This window comes from Peribacillus sp. FSL E2-0218 (assembly GCF_037992945.1).
GTDB lineage: Bacteria > Bacillota > Bacilli > Bacillales > DSM-1321 > Peribacillus > Peribacillus simplex_B.
In genome coordinates, this window is sequence record NZ_CP150304.1 from 2187035 (window position 1) to 2202152 (window position 15118).

The window sequence follows — 15118 nt, forward strand, 5'->3', positions numbered from 1 at the left end:
ATAAGGAGTTAAATATGTATCAGTTATTGATATTCATTCATGTAACAAGCGCGTTATTTCTTGGAAGCTTTCTCGTGCTTCCTTGGATGATTAAGACGATATTTTCTCGTACAGGTGATGAGATTATTGGATTTCTTCGAATGGCTTTGAGCTTTCTCCGTTCTGGTCACTATGCGCTTATCTTTCTAATGATAAGTGGGTGGGCTATGGTAACAGGATATTCAGCGTTTCCTTCAATCCTGTGGGTGAGTATAGCAGTTGTTCTGCTGTTGTTGATAGGTGCACTGATGGGGATGATTCTCCAAACGTTCAAGGGAATTATTAAAGCAGAACATCCCCGTAATCATTTCGCGGAAAACCTTACAAAGTTAAGAACGATGAGCTGGGTGATGTTTTTAACGATCTTAATTGCCGTTCTAATTATGACGAATCAGAGTTTGCTTAAGGTATAGGAGGAAGACACATTGAAAGATAAAGTAATAAGGACGATCATATTAATTATTCCGTTAATGTGGGTACTCCATACTCTTTCGAAAAACTTTATGGTCGATCCCAATTTTCAAGGGTTTCTGTCAAAAAAAGACGAGCTACTGGCAAATGAATCGTTGTGGGTGATTATGATTCGTATTCACATTATGTTAGCCATCATCTCGCTTTTAACCGGTCCACTTGGAATCATTAAGTCAATTCGGGTCAAGTTTTTAAAATTTCATCGGTGGAATGGCCGTATTTATGTTTTATCAATTGCCTTAAATTACATTCCTGGATTGTATGTGTCATTCTTTGCAACGGGAGGTTGGGTAAGTACTGTAGGCTTTCTCATTTTAAACACTCTATGGATAACCACAACACTACTTGGCTATTCGTATATTAAGAAGAGGCAAGTACTTGCCCACAGCAAGTGGATGGTTAGAAGCTTTTTTCTTTCCTTTGCCAACATGATAATTTATATAATCGTCGCGATTTCCCACAATGCACTAAGCTTTTCTTACGACACTTCATACACGATAGCAGTTTGGCTTTGCTGGATGCTTAATCTTTCGTTAGCGGAGTTGTTAATCAGAAAGAAGACAGTTTAGGGAGATTTTGTAAAACGAAAAAAATTGACGATTCGTGATTCATTTAAATAGTTGAATTTGTTTGCTTTGCCTTTTTATCATTCATAGTAGAGCTTCCTCTTTAAGATGAGTTTTGGTTTGTGTATCCTCTCATCATACTGAGGGGCTCTGTTTTTTTGAAGAATGCTCTACAGGAATATGACGGTGCGCAGGATAGTTGAAAAGTGTTGATTGACCATTTCGAACAATCTGGCCATTTATTGGAGGAGGATGGTTTTTAACAAAATTATTTATTTATATTGATGGATCAGGTAGTGGATAAAGACTAGTTTAAGTCAGGGAGCATTTTTCAGTTAATAATTCCGCGCAAAAGGATAATTATTTATTGTAAATCGATAAAAATTCCATTAAAATTATGGTGAAGATACTCAAGTGATGCTTTTTGTGAAACAAGTTACGACACTCTTTTTAAAGCTAGCTGTTATTTTTATAGGAATTCCCGTTCTTGCCTTGTGCATATTTTTGGTGCCTAAGATCGGGAATTTTGCTGGAGAATTATATCCAGATATTGCTTATATGAAATCTCTCGTTTTAATAGATATGTATGCGGCAGCGATCCCTTTTTACTTTGCTTTGTATCAAGCTTTTAAACTTTTAAGCTATATTGATAAGAATCAGGCGTTCTCGGAATTATCGGTAAAGGCTTTAAAGAATATAAAGTACTCTGCCATCACAATCAGTACCTTGTACCTGCTGGGTATGCCACTCTACTATCTTATGGCGGAAAGAGTCGACCCTCCAAGTTTTAGACCTATCGGATTGGTGATTATTTTCGCCTCTATGGTGATTGCCTTTTTTGCTGCTGTACTCCAAAGACTATTACAAGAAGCCATTAATATAAAATCGGAAAATGATTTAACGGTCTGAGTTGTGTAAAGGTAGCAAAACGAAAAATGAGCGTAACGGAGCTTTCCGAGAGGGGTGGGATTACGATGGAGAATGTCAACATTAGAAAAAATCTGCGAAGTTTTAGCGTGTCAACCAGGTGATAGTCTAGAATATCAAAGATATTAATTCATTATCTGGATAAGAAAAAGGATTCGATCTCGCGACTAAATGACCTGTGAGCAGTTTAAGTTCAAAAAAACAGCCTGTTGGCTGCCTGTAATTTCAATCGGGGAATCATACCAACGAAGGAGCCTTATGGGTTCTTCGTTTCTTTATCTTGTAGTTGCCTTATTTCGCAATGAACCGGATCTCGTAATCTTTGCCGCTGATATCCTTAAGTGAGGATTTTATCGATTCACCGTAGCGCTCTTCTAACCAATCTCTGGCGAATTCATTAGGTGCAACTAATGTCATTAGGCCATTTTCATCCGATGATACGAACACACCTTTAAACCATGTTTCGTAACTTGGCTTGCTGATCTTTTTCTGCATTTGCACTTTAACTAAAGAGAACAAGTCCTGTTCATTCGATATTTCCATATGTATGTGGCCATCTTCCGTCGGGGGTTTCGTTTCATTTTCCCGTGTTAAATGATCGATTATTTTCGTGACACGTCTTACCTCATGTTCAAGTGAAGTTTTTAGGTCTTTTAATTCCTTCATTAATATATCTTTATCATTCATTGTCCGCTCTCCTTGATGTCTGGTTAGGTATTTCCATTGAATTCAGTTCGTGTTCTAGTCTTATGAACCGAAACAGGACCATTATGCATACAGGAGGTCTCATGTATAGTTGATTCAAGAAAAGATGAGGAGATATTGTCTAGGAGAAGCAGCTGTATGATCTTCTTTGGTGAATCTCGTACACTGCAATTTATATGTTTGTTTTACATTTGCTGAAAACCAATCATTTCTTTTTCATGCCCTAGTAAATTCAATAGTTTATCTAATTCCTGACTAATATGTAAAGTGTTTGGTGCAGTGAATCCATACTTTAATGCGGTGGTTATTAATTCTTTCCTCAATATCTCGATTTTTTCATGTAATGCTTCCATACTATCCAATGCAAAATCCCTCGAGTACTATTTTTTTGGTATAAATTCTATTATTACATAAATTAGGATGTTTTTAAATGAAAAGTTAAGTATTTACTTATTTAAATAGTGTTCAATCCTTTGTAATGACAGCAACAGCCTTTTGGGTCCTGCATTTGACCCATTATCCATTTGGTATATGTAATGATTCAATAAATGATTCATGAAGAAAAATAAGACGAAGGTCTGTCATGATGTGTAAGAGTTCGTAGGTCGATGTCATTAATGGAGTGAACATCAGCGTTACTTTCGTATCGCTGGTACCAAAAGTCATGAATGTAAATCCCTAAATGAGGCATTCATTGTTTAACACTTCTTCATATATCATTAAAAAAATCCTTCTATACTTGAAGCAGATTCAACTATTAGGAGGGAAAGACCCATGAATAATGAGAGAGCAATGGAAGATTTAATGAAGAATTGGAGCGAACTAGGCAAGAATATGGACCGCAGGGATTTTATCGAGGGAGCAAGCAAGCTTGCCGGGCTTTCATTAGGTCTAGCCCTTGCCCAGTCAATGGGCGGGATTGAAGTGAATGCAGCTCCTAAGTTCAGTGATTACCCTTTTACCCTCGGCGTAGCCTCAGGTGATCCGCTCCCGGATGGTGTGGTCTTATGGACAAGGCTGGCACCGGATCCGTTGAATGGAGGGGGAATGCCCAATGAATCCATCGCCGTTAAATGGGAAGTGGCCAAGGATGAGCATTTCAGGAAAATTGTCCAGCATGGTAAGGAAGTAGCCAAACCTGAGCTTGGACATTCGGTGCATGTGGATGTAAGCGGGCTAAAACCGGATAAGGTCTATTATTACCGGTTTAAAAGCGGCGGGGAAGTAAGTCAGATCGGGAGGACGAAAACACTTCCGTCAATTAGTTCAACTGTTTCAAGCCTGTCCTTCGCCTTTGTCTCTTGTCAGCAATTCGAGCATGGATATTATACGGCTTACAAGCATTTGGCAAAAGAAGATCTGGATCTTGTCTTTCACCTTGGAGATTACATATATGAATACGGGCCAAATGAATATATTGCCACAACAGGTAATGTTCGAGTACATAACAGTCCCGAGATCATCACCCTTGAGGATTATCGGAATAGATATGCCCAATACCGCTCCGATACTCATTTAAAAGCGGCACACGCTGCATTTCCATGGGTCGTGACTTGGGATGATCATGAAGTTGAAAATAATTATGCAAATGTCATCCCGGAAAAGGGACAATCCGTCGAGGCGTTCATCAAGCGAAGGGCAGCTGCCTATCAAGCTTATTATGAGCATATGCCACTTCGTAAATCGTCATTGCCTAAAGGAGCCGATATGCGCTTATACCGGAATTTCTCATATGGTGGCCTTGCTTCATTCTTTGTACTTGATTCACGTCAATACAGGGATGATCAGGCAAATGGCGACACGAGCTCACCGCAAACCCCTGAATCTCTTGATCCGAAGCGAACCTTGCTCGGACAAGAGCAGGAACAGTGGCTGACGGATGGTCTTTCAAATTCAAAAACGAAGTGGAACGTGCTGCCGCAGCAAATTTTCTTTGCCCAGCGGAATTATGGAACGCCTGCCGCGCCGAAATTCAGCATGGATTCCTGGGATGGATACCCGGCCGCACGTGACCGGTTGATAGATGTCATAAAAAGCAGCAACATCGAAAATCTGGTTGTATTGACCGGTGATGTACATGCAAGCTGGGCCGCCAATTTGAAACAGGACTTCAACGATCCCAAGTCGCGCATTTTCGGCGTGGAGTTTGTCGGTACATCCATCACATCCGGGGGCAATGGGGCAGATATGCGTTCCGATACGGATAAAATACTAAGTCAGAATTCTCATATTAAGTTTTTTAATGATTACCGCGGTTATGTCCGTTGTCAAGTAACACCTGAACAATGGAAGGCGGATTATCGCGTAGTCCCATTCGTCACCGAACCAGGAGCCGACATATCGACAAGGGCCTCCTTCGTTTTTGATAAAGACCAAACGGGCCTACGAAAGGTGGCAGCCGCCCCGGTAACGGATGGTGTCAAAAAAACGAGCGAAGTCGAGGAGGACCGGACGCGCGCACATGGTCGAGCACATGAAAAGCAAAAAATGAAGCAGCGAGGCAAAGTTACGAATTGATGAAGCGTCAACGGAATAATGTATGCAAAAAATTTATTGAAAAAGGATTGGAGTGAATTTGGATGCTTTCTAATATTGGGATACCCGGGCTAGTCATCGTTCTCGTGATCGCATTGATCATTTTTGGACCGTCGAAGCTGCCGGAAATCGGCCGTGCCTTCGGTCGTACTTTAACCGAGTTCAAAAGTGCAACTAAAGGATTGGTGAATGATTCAGATAAAGAGGATGAAAATGAGAAAAAGGCAGCATTAAAAAAAGGATGAGTATGAAGAGATAAAGTGGGTGGAAAGGCTCGCCCGCTTCTTTTTCATATCGCAATCAGGAAATGTAAGCCTTTGATGAAGCCATCGATCAATAACGGGATTCTTGAAAAGGAGTGGTGAAGGTGGGGAGCAAGGAAGTACATGTTATGGAGCATATGGAAGAGCTCCGAAGCAGAATCATTAAAACGCTGATAGGATTTGTCGCTGCCTTCATAGTGAGTTTCATTTTCGTACAGGATATTTATGAGGTGCTCATTAAGGATATGGACGGGAAGCTTGCCGTGCTTGGACCAAGTGATATCCTCTGGGTATATATGATGATCGCTGCGGTTAGCTCAATCGCTGCAACGATCCCGCTGGCAGCTTATCAGTTATGGCGTTTTGTAGCGCCTGCGTTGAAACCGGAAGAGAGAAAAGTGACATTCCGTTTCATCCCTTGGTTGTTCATTTTATTCATAACCGGCATCTCATTCGGTTATTTTGTGTTGTTTCCCATCGTGCTAGGTTTCCTCACCTCCCTATCCGCGGGGCAGTTCGAGATAGTGTTCACTGCGGAAAAATATTTTCGGTTCATGATTAATTTGATCCTGCCATTTGGCGTTTTATTCGAAATGCCGCTTGTGGTCATGTTTCTGACCAGATTAGGAATCATTAATCCTACCGTGCTGAAAAAGTCACGCAAGATTTCTTACTTCGCTCTTGTTATCATCTCTATCGTGATTACGCCGCCTGACATCCTTTCGGATATTTTGGTCATCATCCCTTTGCTTATGCTTTATGAAATGAGTGTCCAGCTGTCCAATCTTGTTTATAGAAAAAGGCTTATGAGAGAGGGAGCAGCTCTATCTGTAATATGAAATGTATCTACCAATCTTTTGAAAAAAAACATTTCTTAGGAAATATTTAAAGGTATACAAAAAAGTTGAGGCGGGTATTCTCCTCAACTTTTTTGAGGGCAAAATAATACTTTGAGAAGTGATTAGGACAATCAAGCATCAATTCAAGCATCCATAATGGGTTTTCATCCATTGCCGGAAAAGATGCATAAACATGCCAAGCATGACCCAGGGCATGTTTATTTATTTTTTTGAAGGAGAGAGGATTCTTACTAGCGAATAATTGTAATCACCTGAATTTACAACGGCACTCGATCAAAAAACCTGCAATTTTACTCTAGCAACGTAAAATCCTGAATGATTCGAAATAAGTCGATGGAGTAATGAATGTTGATTTTATCATTACAGTATAAATACATATCGAGGTTCAAAATGTATGAAAGGAAAGGTGAGTACTCATGAAAGATTTCATGAAAATTATTGCAGGAAACATTTCGATGACTTTTGCTTATGCTTGCTTAATCGTGCCCAATGAAATTATCAATGGGGGCGTAACTAGCTCTGCGTTGTTATTGAATGCTTTATCGGGCTATGACCTGGCCCTGCTGGCTAATTTCGTTACCGGATTTTTGTTAATCATTTGTTTAGTTTTTTTAGGTAAAGAGTACTTCGTTAAGTCGATAGTAAGTTCGCTTAGTTATATGTTGTTTTTCAATATTTTTTATTCACTGAATATACGTTTTGACTTGAATATCGTTTTAGTCGTTCTAATATCGTCGATTTTGATAGCGGTAGGATACTATCTATGTATAACAGCAAATGCCACTACTGTTGGTTTTGATGTGATCGCGCTGATTTTACATCATAAAAATGAAAAAATAGATATTGCAGTGACAATAAGAATAATAAATCTAATTGTACTGGTCCTAGGGCTTCTTGTTTACGGTTATTCATCGATCATGAAGGGTGTTGCGTTTACCTTGCTCTTTTCATACTTTTTAAAGAAAATGCTGGATAGAAAGCAAAATTCGCTAAAGGCAGATAAGGATCATACAAAGGATGAGACTTCCAGAGCGAAAGAAATATGACACCTTTGCAGGATGTTGTATGTAGGCTCTCCACACATTGCAACTTCGATTTTCATTTCATTATCCAAATATTCTGATTTTTGATTGACTTTAAAAAAATCAGAGTGTATTATAACCATAGTAAGTGGTACTAACGTCATGACGTAGTGATGTTATTCCCTCTTACAGAATTGGATAATAGGAAGGGGGAATAGTCATAGAGTCATATCCTGAGTTGTTTGAATAGGCCGAGGTTCCAAGCTCCACTTTCCTTGTGAAAATGTAAGGGACAGAAAGCGAAATCTTTACTTTTACATCGATGTAGTGATTATCTTTAGTTGATTCCCCAAAATATTGAAAGTTGGTGGAGGGTATGAAACATCAACAAGAAGAACTGAAACCAGGTCTGAAACAAAGACATTTAACGATGATATCATTGAGTGGAGTCATCGGTGCTGGTTTATTCGTTGGAAGCGGTATCATTATTGGTCAAACGGGCCCCGGAGCGATTTTATCATATGTTTTGGCAGGCTTGATCGTTGTTTTAGTCATGAGAATGCTTGGGGAAATGGCAACCGTAAATCCCAATACTGGATCATTTGCGGTTTATGCAAGAGAAGGAATCGGTGAATGGGCCGGTTTCACCACTGGTTGGTTATATTGGTTCTTTTGGGTTATCGTAATTGCATTGGAAGCGACAGCAGGAGCTGCAATCATACATGGCTGGGTTCCTTCCGTTCCGGTCTGGGTCATAAGTCTCTCGCTGATTATCCTTTTGAAGCTGACGAATATTTTTTCCGTTAAATCGTTTGGTGAGTTTGAATACTGGTTTTCCATCATTAAAATAATCAGTATCATCCTATTTCTTTGTCTGGGCGTTGCAGTGATCTTAGGTTTTATCCCATCGATAAAACCACCTGGTACCTCCAACCTTTTGAACTTTGGCGGTTTTATTCCAAATGGGATAAGCTCGGTACTTGTCGGGGTCGCCATTGTTTTCCATGCTTTTGTAGGAGTGGAGATTCCTGCAATTGCGGCTGGTGAAACGAGTGATCCAGTTAAATCAGTAAGAAGTGCATTGAACAGTGTGGTTTGGAGAATCCTGATTTTCTATATCGGATCCATTGCCGTACTAGTGACCCTTTTACCATGGAATTCGGCTTCCTTGCTGAAAAGTCCGTTTGTTGCCGTACTTGAAATGCTAGGAATTCCTTCTGCTGCCCTGATCATGAATATAGTGATTCTCATTGCATTGCTTTCCTGTTTGAATTCCGGATTATATACAAGCTCCCGTATGTTATTCTCCCTTGCACAAAAGGGTGATGCACCAAAGCTATTCTCAAGGGTGAGCAAGAACGGTGTCCCTATTCTTGCTGTCATCGGTTCTACATTATTTGCCTTCATCAGCACCATTTTCAGTTACGTCTCACCAGATAAAATCTTTTTCTTTTTAGTGAATTCCTCGGGTGGGGTCGGAATACTTGTCTATTTATCGATTGCGGTATCTCATCTCCGATTAAGGAAGAGGATGGAGAAAGAAAATCCAGGGGTATTCAAGATCAAGATGTGGTTATTCCCGTATTTAACGTACGCAACCATTCTTTCCATGGTTTCCGTGATCATATTGATGGCATTTATCGATTCCCAGCGTCCTCAGTTTATCTTTACCATGCTATTTAGCTTGATCGTAATTTGTTCTTTCTTTTTCATTCGACGAAGAAAAGCGAAATATATGGAGAGTGAATTAAATATGGTTCATGGTGCCCCCAATTCCGAAAAGTTATAGTTTTTAGCAAGGGCACTAAACCAGAATAGACTTAATTGAACTATAGTACAGATTGTTTTGTATACTTCTAAGTTATTCCTCAGATGAATTTCTTCAAGCACTTTTCAACTAGAATATGATACCCATAGAAAAAAGAGTGCCATGTACCAACAAGCATGAGGCGGCATTGTCTTTTAGGATCATGATGGAGGGATTATCTTGAATGTTTCCCGTTTATTGACCAATGGGCTCATCTTTGGCACCATGTTGCTGCTGTCAGCCTGTAACAATACGATAAAACCGGACGAACACAACCAAGAAAAAAATCCGGTTACAAATGAGAGGTCCGATAAAAGTGCAGCAGAGACCCAGGATGCAGAAGGTATTGAAACTGGTGTCGCCGAAGTCGTTCAATCAATAAATGCTTTGGTAACTGAAGGAAGTGCCGAGGCAGATCCAGAGAAAATTCAAGAACTGGGTAAAAAGGTCAGTTCCGATTGGGATTCGATAGAGAAGCAAGTGGAAGATGATTTTCCCGACTGGTATGAACGAATTGAGAAAAATCTCTACCCATTAATCGGGGAGTCAGGAAATCCTGAAAAAGACACAGAAAAAATCGAGGAACTCTCTAAAGCGGCGATAGAAGATTTACAGTTATTTTTGAAAGAAGTGAATTGAATGTACGGTATATTCGGATCCATCACAAAATGTTTTTTTTTGACGGGGAAAGAGATGGAGAAGGGAGAGGGGATTGGCTTGGGAAATGCAAAAGGACGGAACGAGGTACAGGCAGTAATATTCGATTGGGCAGGAACGACGGTGGATTATGGTTGTTTGGCGCCGGTTGAAGCATTTGTCGAGATATTCAGGATAAGGGAAATTGAAATTACCATCGAGGAAGCAAGGGAGCCCATGGGTTTATCGAAAATGGATCATATAAGGGAACTCTTGAACATGACTCGAATCCGGAATTTATGGATTGCTAAATTCGGGAAAGAACCGGACGAAGGAAATCTTGAATTCTTATATAAGGACTTTGAGGCTTTGCTTTTAAAGGTTCTCAAGGAAAATGCCAAACCTATACCTGGCGTAATTGAATTAGTCAGGCGTTTAAGGCAGCAAGGAATAAAAATCGGTTCGACAACAGGGTATACTCGTGAAATGATTAATATTGTTAAAGAAGAGGCGAAAATATGGGGTTATCAACCAGATTCCATCATTGCGTCCAACGATGTGCCTGCAGGAAGGCCTGCACCTTGGATGTGCTTTAAGACGGCAATGGATCTCCAAGTATATCCACTCAGCAAAATCGTTAAAGTCGGCGATACGATCAGTGACATCAAAGAAGGCATTTCTGCGGGAATGTGGACGGTTGCCGTATTGAAAGGCGGCAGTGAAATTGGCCTTTCAGAAACAGAAATCAACGAAATGGATCCTTATGAGCTGCAATCCCGTATGAAAACTGCTGAAAACCGTTTTCTTAATGCAGGTGCCGATTTCGTGATTGATGAAATAGGCGATTTATTGGAGATCATTGATAGGATCGACTACAGATTGACCGAAAAAAAGGATACGTTTATTAGTTAAGTAGACGTTTGTTCATGAAGTCCTGCATGAATGGGGAAACTAAAATATTCAAAAAATTCAATTTATTGATTGACGGTTTGGTCAAATGGGAGTATTATACATCTTATAACTGGTACGGACGTCGCAACGTCGTTATCAGAAATAAATATAATTAAGGAGAATGCGCTATGGTCGAAACAAAAACGGTAAGGGGAACGAAAGTTAAAATGACACCAAGTGAAGCAATCGTTGAGACGTTAGTGGCCGAGGGAGTTAAACATATCTCGGGAATACTGGGATCTGCCTTCATGGATATGCTTGATTTATTGCCAACTGCAGGCATCCGTTTCATAGGTGTCCGCCATGAACAAAGTGCAGCACATATGGAAGATGCCTATTGTCGTGTCTCAGGTGTTGCCGGAGTCGTCATCGGGCAAAACGGACCGGGAATGACCAATATGGTCACCTCCGTTGCAGCGGCCAATCAAGCTCATACTCCAATGGTAGTCATCTCTCCTTCGGCTGGCACACCAACGGTTGGATGGGATGGTTTTCAGGAATGTGATCAAGTTTCCATCTTCAAGGCCATCACGAAAGAAACGGTGAGAGTGACACATCCAGGCCGGGTCGCTGATTGCCTTAGGACAGCATTTCGGATTGCCTATGCCGAGAGGGGACCGGTATTATTCGATATCCCCCGTGATTACTTCTATGGTGAAGTGGAAGATCAAATACTAAAACCACATCAATATCGCGTAGATGAAAGAGGTTGCGGGTCTTCTGCCTCCTTGGATAGAGCAGCGGAAATTTTGGCTGAGGCTGAGTATCCCGTGATTATTTCCGGCAGGGGAACGGTTGATTCCGATGGCATTGAGGAAATTAAGAATATTGCAGAATATTTAACGGCTCCGGTAGCTGTCTCCTATATGCATAATGACGCTTTTCCTTCTGAACATCCATTATCAGTCGGCCCGATCGGTTACATGGGTTCAAAGGCGGCCATGAATACACTTAAGAAAGCGGACGTCATATTGGCGGTCGGTACAAGATTATCAGTATTTGGTACGTTACCATGCTATGACATTGATTATTTCCCTAAAGATGCCCAAATCATCCAAGTAGATATTAACCCAAGGCAAATTGCCAGAACACATCCCGTCGAAGTTGGAATCATCGGAGATGCGCGTGAGGCGAGTCGTGAAATCTTGAAGCGTTTGAAGGCAAATAAACCTAACGTAAAACAAGAAAAAAATCGGATTGTCGAAGTAACGAATGAAAAACAAAAATGGGAAGAAGAATTGGTCAAACTTGCGATGATCGATGGAACACCGATCAATCCGCGTCGAGCCCTTTTGGAATTGACTAAGGTGTTGCCCGAAAATGCCATCGTCACTACTGATATCGGTAATGTATCGTCAACTGCAAACGCTTACTTGAAATTCAACCAGAGCAGAAGACATATCGCTGCGCTAACATTCGGGAATACAGGATTTGCTTACCCATCCGCACTGGGTGCCAAGTTAGCTGAGCCAAATACGCCCGTTTTAGCCATTGTTGGAGATGGGGCATGGGGGATGAGCTTACATGAAGTGAGTACGGCCGTTGAAGAAAACATCCCAGTCATCGCGTGCGTCTTCAATAATAATGCATGGTGCGCAGAGAAAAAGAACCAAGTGGATTTCTATAATAACCGTTTTGTAGGTGCGGATATCCAAAATCCTGATTTTGCAGAAGTTGCACGATCAATGGGTGCAGTAGGTATTAGAGTGGAAAAACCTGAGGAACTAGGGTCTGCCATAGAAAAAGCAATAAAATCAAACAAACCGACTGTCATTGACATCCAAGTGGATGGAACACAGTTAGCTCCTCCATTTAGAAAAGATGCATTAAAAATGCCTACTAGATTACTAGAAAAATATTCTCATTTAGATCATAAAAACTGGGATAAATGAGGGTGTGAAAGAGTGTAACGGTGGCGCGATGACTTTATGATGTGTGTGAGTCATCGCCATTCACCGCTTGGTTCTCTTTTATCGAGAGTTTGTAAATGCATGGGAACGTAACTTAATTGCGTTCAATGAATAATAAGGGGGTTCAATTGTGAAGTTGGAAACTGAAACGAAAGACCTTGTTCAAATGGATAAAGATCATTTATGGCATGCAATGCATCGCTATAATGAAAAGGATGCTCCCATGATGGCTACGGAAGGAGCCGGCTCATGGTTCACGGATACTAAAGGAGATAAATATTTAGATGGAGTTTCCGGATTATGGTGCTTGAATCTGGGCCACGGACGGAAAGAAATCGCCCAGGCAGCCTATGAACAAATGATTAACTTATCTTATTTCCCTTTAACGTTAAGCCATAAGCCGGCCATCGAATTATCGGCAAAAATAAGTGAACACTTAAAGGGTCCGTATACAACTTTTTTTACGAACAGCGGATCGGAGGCGAATGAGACAGCATTCAAGATCGCTCGTCAATATCATTCTCAAAATGGAAACCCTGGGAAATATAAATTCATTTCCAGGTATCGAGCTTATCATGGTAATACGTTTGGCTCATTAAGCGCAACGGCACAAGCGAATCGGAGAGAGAAATATGACCCGGGTGTTCCAGGTTTCCTCCATGTGCCGCCGCCGTACAGTTATCGTAGTTCGTTTGGGGAAAACGTTGAAAACTCCGACCTTCTTGCAGCGGATTATATCGATCAGGTTATTAACTTTGAAGGCTCCAAAACGGTAGCTGGCGTTATTCTTGAACCATTCATCTCTGGTGGAGGGGTCCTTATTCCTTCAAAAGAATACTTAACAAAAGTTGCTGAAATCTGTAAGAAGCATGATGTACTTTTAATTGTGGATGAGGTGGTTTCAGGTTTTGGAAGAACTGGAAAAATGTTCGGGTTCATGCATTCAGATGAGGTTCAGCCAGATATTGTAACGATGGCAAAGGGTTTGACCAGTGGATATCTTCCACTTGGGGCAACAGCGGTGAATTCAAGGATTTATGATAAATTCAAAGGTGATGGTGATTTAAATCACTTTAGGCATGTGTCAACATATGGAGGCCATCCTGCCTCATGTGCAGTGGCTCTTAAGAATATTGAAATCATCGAAAAAGAAAGGATTGTTCAAAGAGTTGCCGAACTAAGTGAAACTAAGTTAAGTAAGCTCTTTGAATTGACAGCCCTTGATAAGGTCGGGGAGGTACGCGGGGTTGGATTTTTATATGGAATTGAATTAGTGGAAGATAAAAAATCAAAAACGCCAGTTTCCGATGAATTCATGGGGAAAGTAATAGGTTCATGTAAGGCTAAAGGGCTTATCATCGGCCGTAACGGAGATACAGTTCCTGGTTATGGGAATGTATTGATCATCGCACCGCCTTTATCTTCAACAAATGAAGATGTAGATTTTGTCATTGAAACAGTAAAATCCGTTTTATATGAATTATGCTAACCCGTAAAAGGTGATTGTCCCTAGAGACATACCGTAACCAATTAAAGAAGATGGGCATGATATGTCTAGTTGTTTTGACATCCATGTCCATGTTTTTATTTTATGTAGGGCCAAACCCTATAGGACCTGGACAATACCAATTAGGAGGAACTATGCAAACAAAGCGCAGGTTATTAGTGGTACTTGCACATCCCGATGATGAATCATTTCTGTGTGGCGGAACCATTGCCAAAATGTCAGAGCGTGGTATTCAAATAACTTTGTTATGTGCGACAAAAGGCGAAATGGGCAGACGCATGGGAAATCCCATTCTTACAACAAGGGAGTCATTGCCTGGACTTAGGGTAAGGGAGTTAAAAGGCGCTTGTGAAGAATTAGGGATCAAAGACCTGCGATTTTTACATGTAAGGGATAAAACGATTGAATTTGAATCGATTGATTTATTGGCGGAGAGAATCATAAAGGTGATTCGTGAAGTTCAACCGGATGCACTCGTCACGTTCCATGAAAAATATGGGGGACACCCCGACCATTGTGCGATTGGCCGTGCTGCCGAATATGCTTTTCTAAAATCCGGTGATCCCGATTTTTTTCCAGATCCCGTTTTTCCGGCTTTTAAGATCCATAGTCTGTACTTTGTCCTTTGGTACGCTTTTTATGAGGATTGGCTAAATAAAAACGGGCAGGGCAGTATCACAACAGTGAATATAACAGGAACTTTACAGAAAAAGATTCGTGCCCTAAGGTCCCATCGTTCCCAGACTTTAGCCGTTCCGGAATTGTGGGGGGACCATAATCCGAGCTTGCCTTTTTTAGGGGAAGTCGAGTATTTCATCAGAGGTTATTCTCCTACTAATATAGAAGAAACTGATCTTTTTCAAACGATTGAAAGGATGGGATGACCCGTATATTAGCTGTGGAAAGTCTGTGCTAGATG

Annotated in this window: 15 protein-coding genes and 1 pseudogene; 14 read left to right on the forward strand and 2 right to left on the reverse strand. The window is 40.9% G+C overall.

The window, feature by feature from the left end; translation table 11 throughout:
- Positions 1 to 14: 14 nt before the first annotated feature.
- From MHI53_RS10595 to MHI53_RS10610, 4 genes and pseudogenes are all read left to right on the forward strand, one after another.
- On the forward strand, positions 15 to 452 hold the full coding sequence (locus MHI53_RS10595; RefSeq protein ID WP_061141604.1) for a hypothetical protein: 438 nt from the start codon (positions 15 to 17) through the stop codon (positions 450 to 452).
- A gap of 12 nt (positions 453 to 464) precedes the next feature.
- A complete protein-coding gene (locus MHI53_RS10600) occupies positions 465 to 1079 on the forward strand; it encodes a DUF2306 domain-containing protein (protein WP_260320158.1) in 615 nt (204 codons plus the stop codon).
- 423 nt (positions 1080 to 1502) lie between these two features.
- Positions 1503 to 1985: a DUF2975 domain-containing protein gene (locus tag MHI53_RS10605; RefSeq protein WP_061141603.1), complete on the forward strand. Its 483-nt coding sequence runs from the start codon at positions 1503 to 1505 to the stop codon at positions 1983 to 1985.
- Positions 1986 to 2011: 26 nt separating this feature from the next.
- Positions 2012 to 2132: pseudogene (locus MHI53_RS10610) on the forward strand (helix-turn-helix domain-containing protein).
- 162 nt (positions 2133 to 2294) lie between these two features.
- Here MHI53_RS10610 and MHI53_RS10615 read toward each other — a convergent pair.
- Positions 2295 to 2690 carry a DnaA N-terminal domain-containing protein gene (locus MHI53_RS10615; protein WP_061141602.1) on the reverse strand — a complete coding sequence of 132 codons (396 nt, stop codon included), beginning with the start codon at positions 2688 to 2690 and terminating at the stop codon, positions 2295 to 2297.
- A 203-nt stretch (positions 2691 to 2893) separates the two neighbouring features.
- Positions 2894 to 3061 carry an aspartyl-phosphate phosphatase Spo0E family protein gene (locus MHI53_RS10620; protein ID WP_100532630.1) on the reverse strand — a complete coding sequence of 56 codons (168 nt, stop codon included), beginning with the start codon at positions 3059 to 3061 and terminating at the stop codon, positions 2894 to 2896.
- 439 nt (positions 3062 to 3500) lie between these two features.
- Between MHI53_RS10620 and MHI53_RS10625 the strand changes: the two genes are divergently transcribed.
- The 10 genes from MHI53_RS10625 (at position 3501) to MHI53_RS10670 (ending at position 15083) form a co-directional block, all read left to right on the forward strand.
- Positions 3501 to 5225, forward strand: a complete 1725-nt coding sequence (locus MHI53_RS10625; RefSeq protein WP_340373674.1) for an alkaline phosphatase — start codon at positions 3501 to 3503, stop codon at positions 5223 to 5225.
- 62 nt (positions 5226 to 5287) lie between these two features.
- Complete coding sequence (locus MHI53_RS10630) at positions 5288 to 5488, forward strand: twin-arginine translocase TatA/TatE family subunit (protein WP_057913607.1); 201 nt, start codon at positions 5288 to 5290, stop codon at positions 5486 to 5488.
- Between the two features lie 122 nt (positions 5489 to 5610).
- The gene (gene tatC, locus MHI53_RS10635; RefSeq protein WP_155645414.1) at positions 5611 to 6345 is read left to right on the forward strand and encodes a twin-arginine translocase subunit TatC; all 735 of its coding nucleotides are present in this window, start codon (positions 5611 to 5613) and stop codon (positions 6343 to 6345) included.
- Positions 6346 to 6782: 437 nt separating this feature from the next.
- Positions 6783 to 7412 carry a YitT family protein gene (locus MHI53_RS10640; RefSeq protein WP_061141600.1) on the forward strand — a complete coding sequence of 210 codons (630 nt, stop codon included), beginning with the start codon at positions 6783 to 6785 and terminating at the stop codon, positions 7410 to 7412.
- A gap of 352 nt (positions 7413 to 7764) precedes the next feature.
- Positions 7765 to 9177: an amino acid permease gene (locus tag MHI53_RS10645; RefSeq protein WP_061141599.1), complete on the forward strand. Its 1413-nt coding sequence runs from the start codon at positions 7765 to 7767 to the stop codon at positions 9175 to 9177.
- A gap of 198 nt (positions 9178 to 9375) precedes the next feature.
- The gene (locus MHI53_RS10650; RefSeq protein WP_061141598.1) at positions 9376 to 9834 is read left to right on the forward strand and encodes a hypothetical protein; all 459 of its coding nucleotides are present in this window, start codon (positions 9376 to 9378) and stop codon (positions 9832 to 9834) included.
- A gap of 54 nt (positions 9835 to 9888) precedes the next feature.
- Positions 9889 to 10743 (forward strand): phosphonoacetaldehyde hydrolase, encoded by an 855-nt coding sequence (phnX, locus tag MHI53_RS10655; protein ID WP_340373436.1) that lies wholly within the window; start codon positions 9889 to 9891, stop codon positions 10741 to 10743.
- A gap of 167 nt (positions 10744 to 10910) precedes the next feature.
- Positions 10911 to 12674, forward strand: a complete 1764-nt coding sequence (xsc, locus tag MHI53_RS10660; RefSeq protein WP_340373437.1) for a sulfoacetaldehyde acetyltransferase — start codon at positions 10911 to 10913, stop codon at positions 12672 to 12674.
- Between the two features lie 148 nt (positions 12675 to 12822).
- Positions 12823 to 14181, forward strand: coding sequence for an aminotransferase (locus tag MHI53_RS10665; protein ID WP_340373438.1), 1359 nt, complete (start codon positions 12823 to 12825; stop codon positions 14179 to 14181).
- Between the two features lie 152 nt (positions 14182 to 14333).
- Positions 14334 to 15083, forward strand: a complete 750-nt coding sequence (locus MHI53_RS10670; RefSeq protein ID WP_061141596.1) for a PIG-L family deacetylase — start codon at positions 14334 to 14336, stop codon at positions 15081 to 15083.
- Positions 15084 to 15118: the final 35 nt, after the last annotated feature.

What these genes read in the sequence shown, in the direction of transcription:
- MHI53_RS10640 (WP_061141600.1), top strand. Translation starts at nt 6,783, where the DNA reads ATGAAAGATTTCATGAAAATTATTGCAGGAAACATTTCGATGACTTTT.
- MHI53_RS10615 (WP_061141602.1), bottom strand. Translation starts at nt 2,690, where the DNA reads ATGAATGATAAAGATATATTAATGAAGGAATTAAAAGACCTAAAAACT.
- MHI53_RS10595 (WP_061141604.1), top strand. Translation starts at nt 15, where the DNA reads ATGTATCAGTTATTGATATTCATTCATGTAACAAGCGCGTTATTTCTT.
- MHI53_RS10625 (WP_340373674.1), top strand. Translation starts at nt 3,501, where the DNA reads ATGGAAGATTTAATGAAGAATTGGAGCGAACTAGGCAAGAATATGGAC.
- MHI53_RS10630 (WP_057913607.1), top strand. Translation starts at nt 5,288, where the DNA reads ATGCTTTCTAATATTGGGATACCCGGGCTAGTCATCGTTCTCGTGATC.
- MHI53_RS10645 (WP_061141599.1), top strand. Translation starts at nt 7,765, where the DNA reads ATGAAACATCAACAAGAAGAACTGAAACCAGGTCTGAAACAAAGACAT.
- MHI53_RS10670 (WP_061141596.1), top strand. Translation starts at nt 14,334, where the DNA reads ATGCAAACAAAGCGCAGGTTATTAGTGGTACTTGCACATCCCGATGAT.
- phnX (WP_340373436.1), top strand. Translation starts at nt 9,889, where the DNA reads ATGGAGAAGGGAGAGGGGATTGGCTTGGGAAATGCAAAAGGACGGAAC.
- MHI53_RS10620 (WP_100532630.1), bottom strand. Translation starts at nt 3,061, where the DNA reads ATGGAAGCATTACATGAAAAAATCGAGATATTGAGGAAAGAATTAATA.
- xsc (WP_340373437.1), top strand. Translation starts at nt 10,911, where the DNA reads ATGGTCGAAACAAAAACGGTAAGGGGAACGAAAGTTAAAATGACACCA.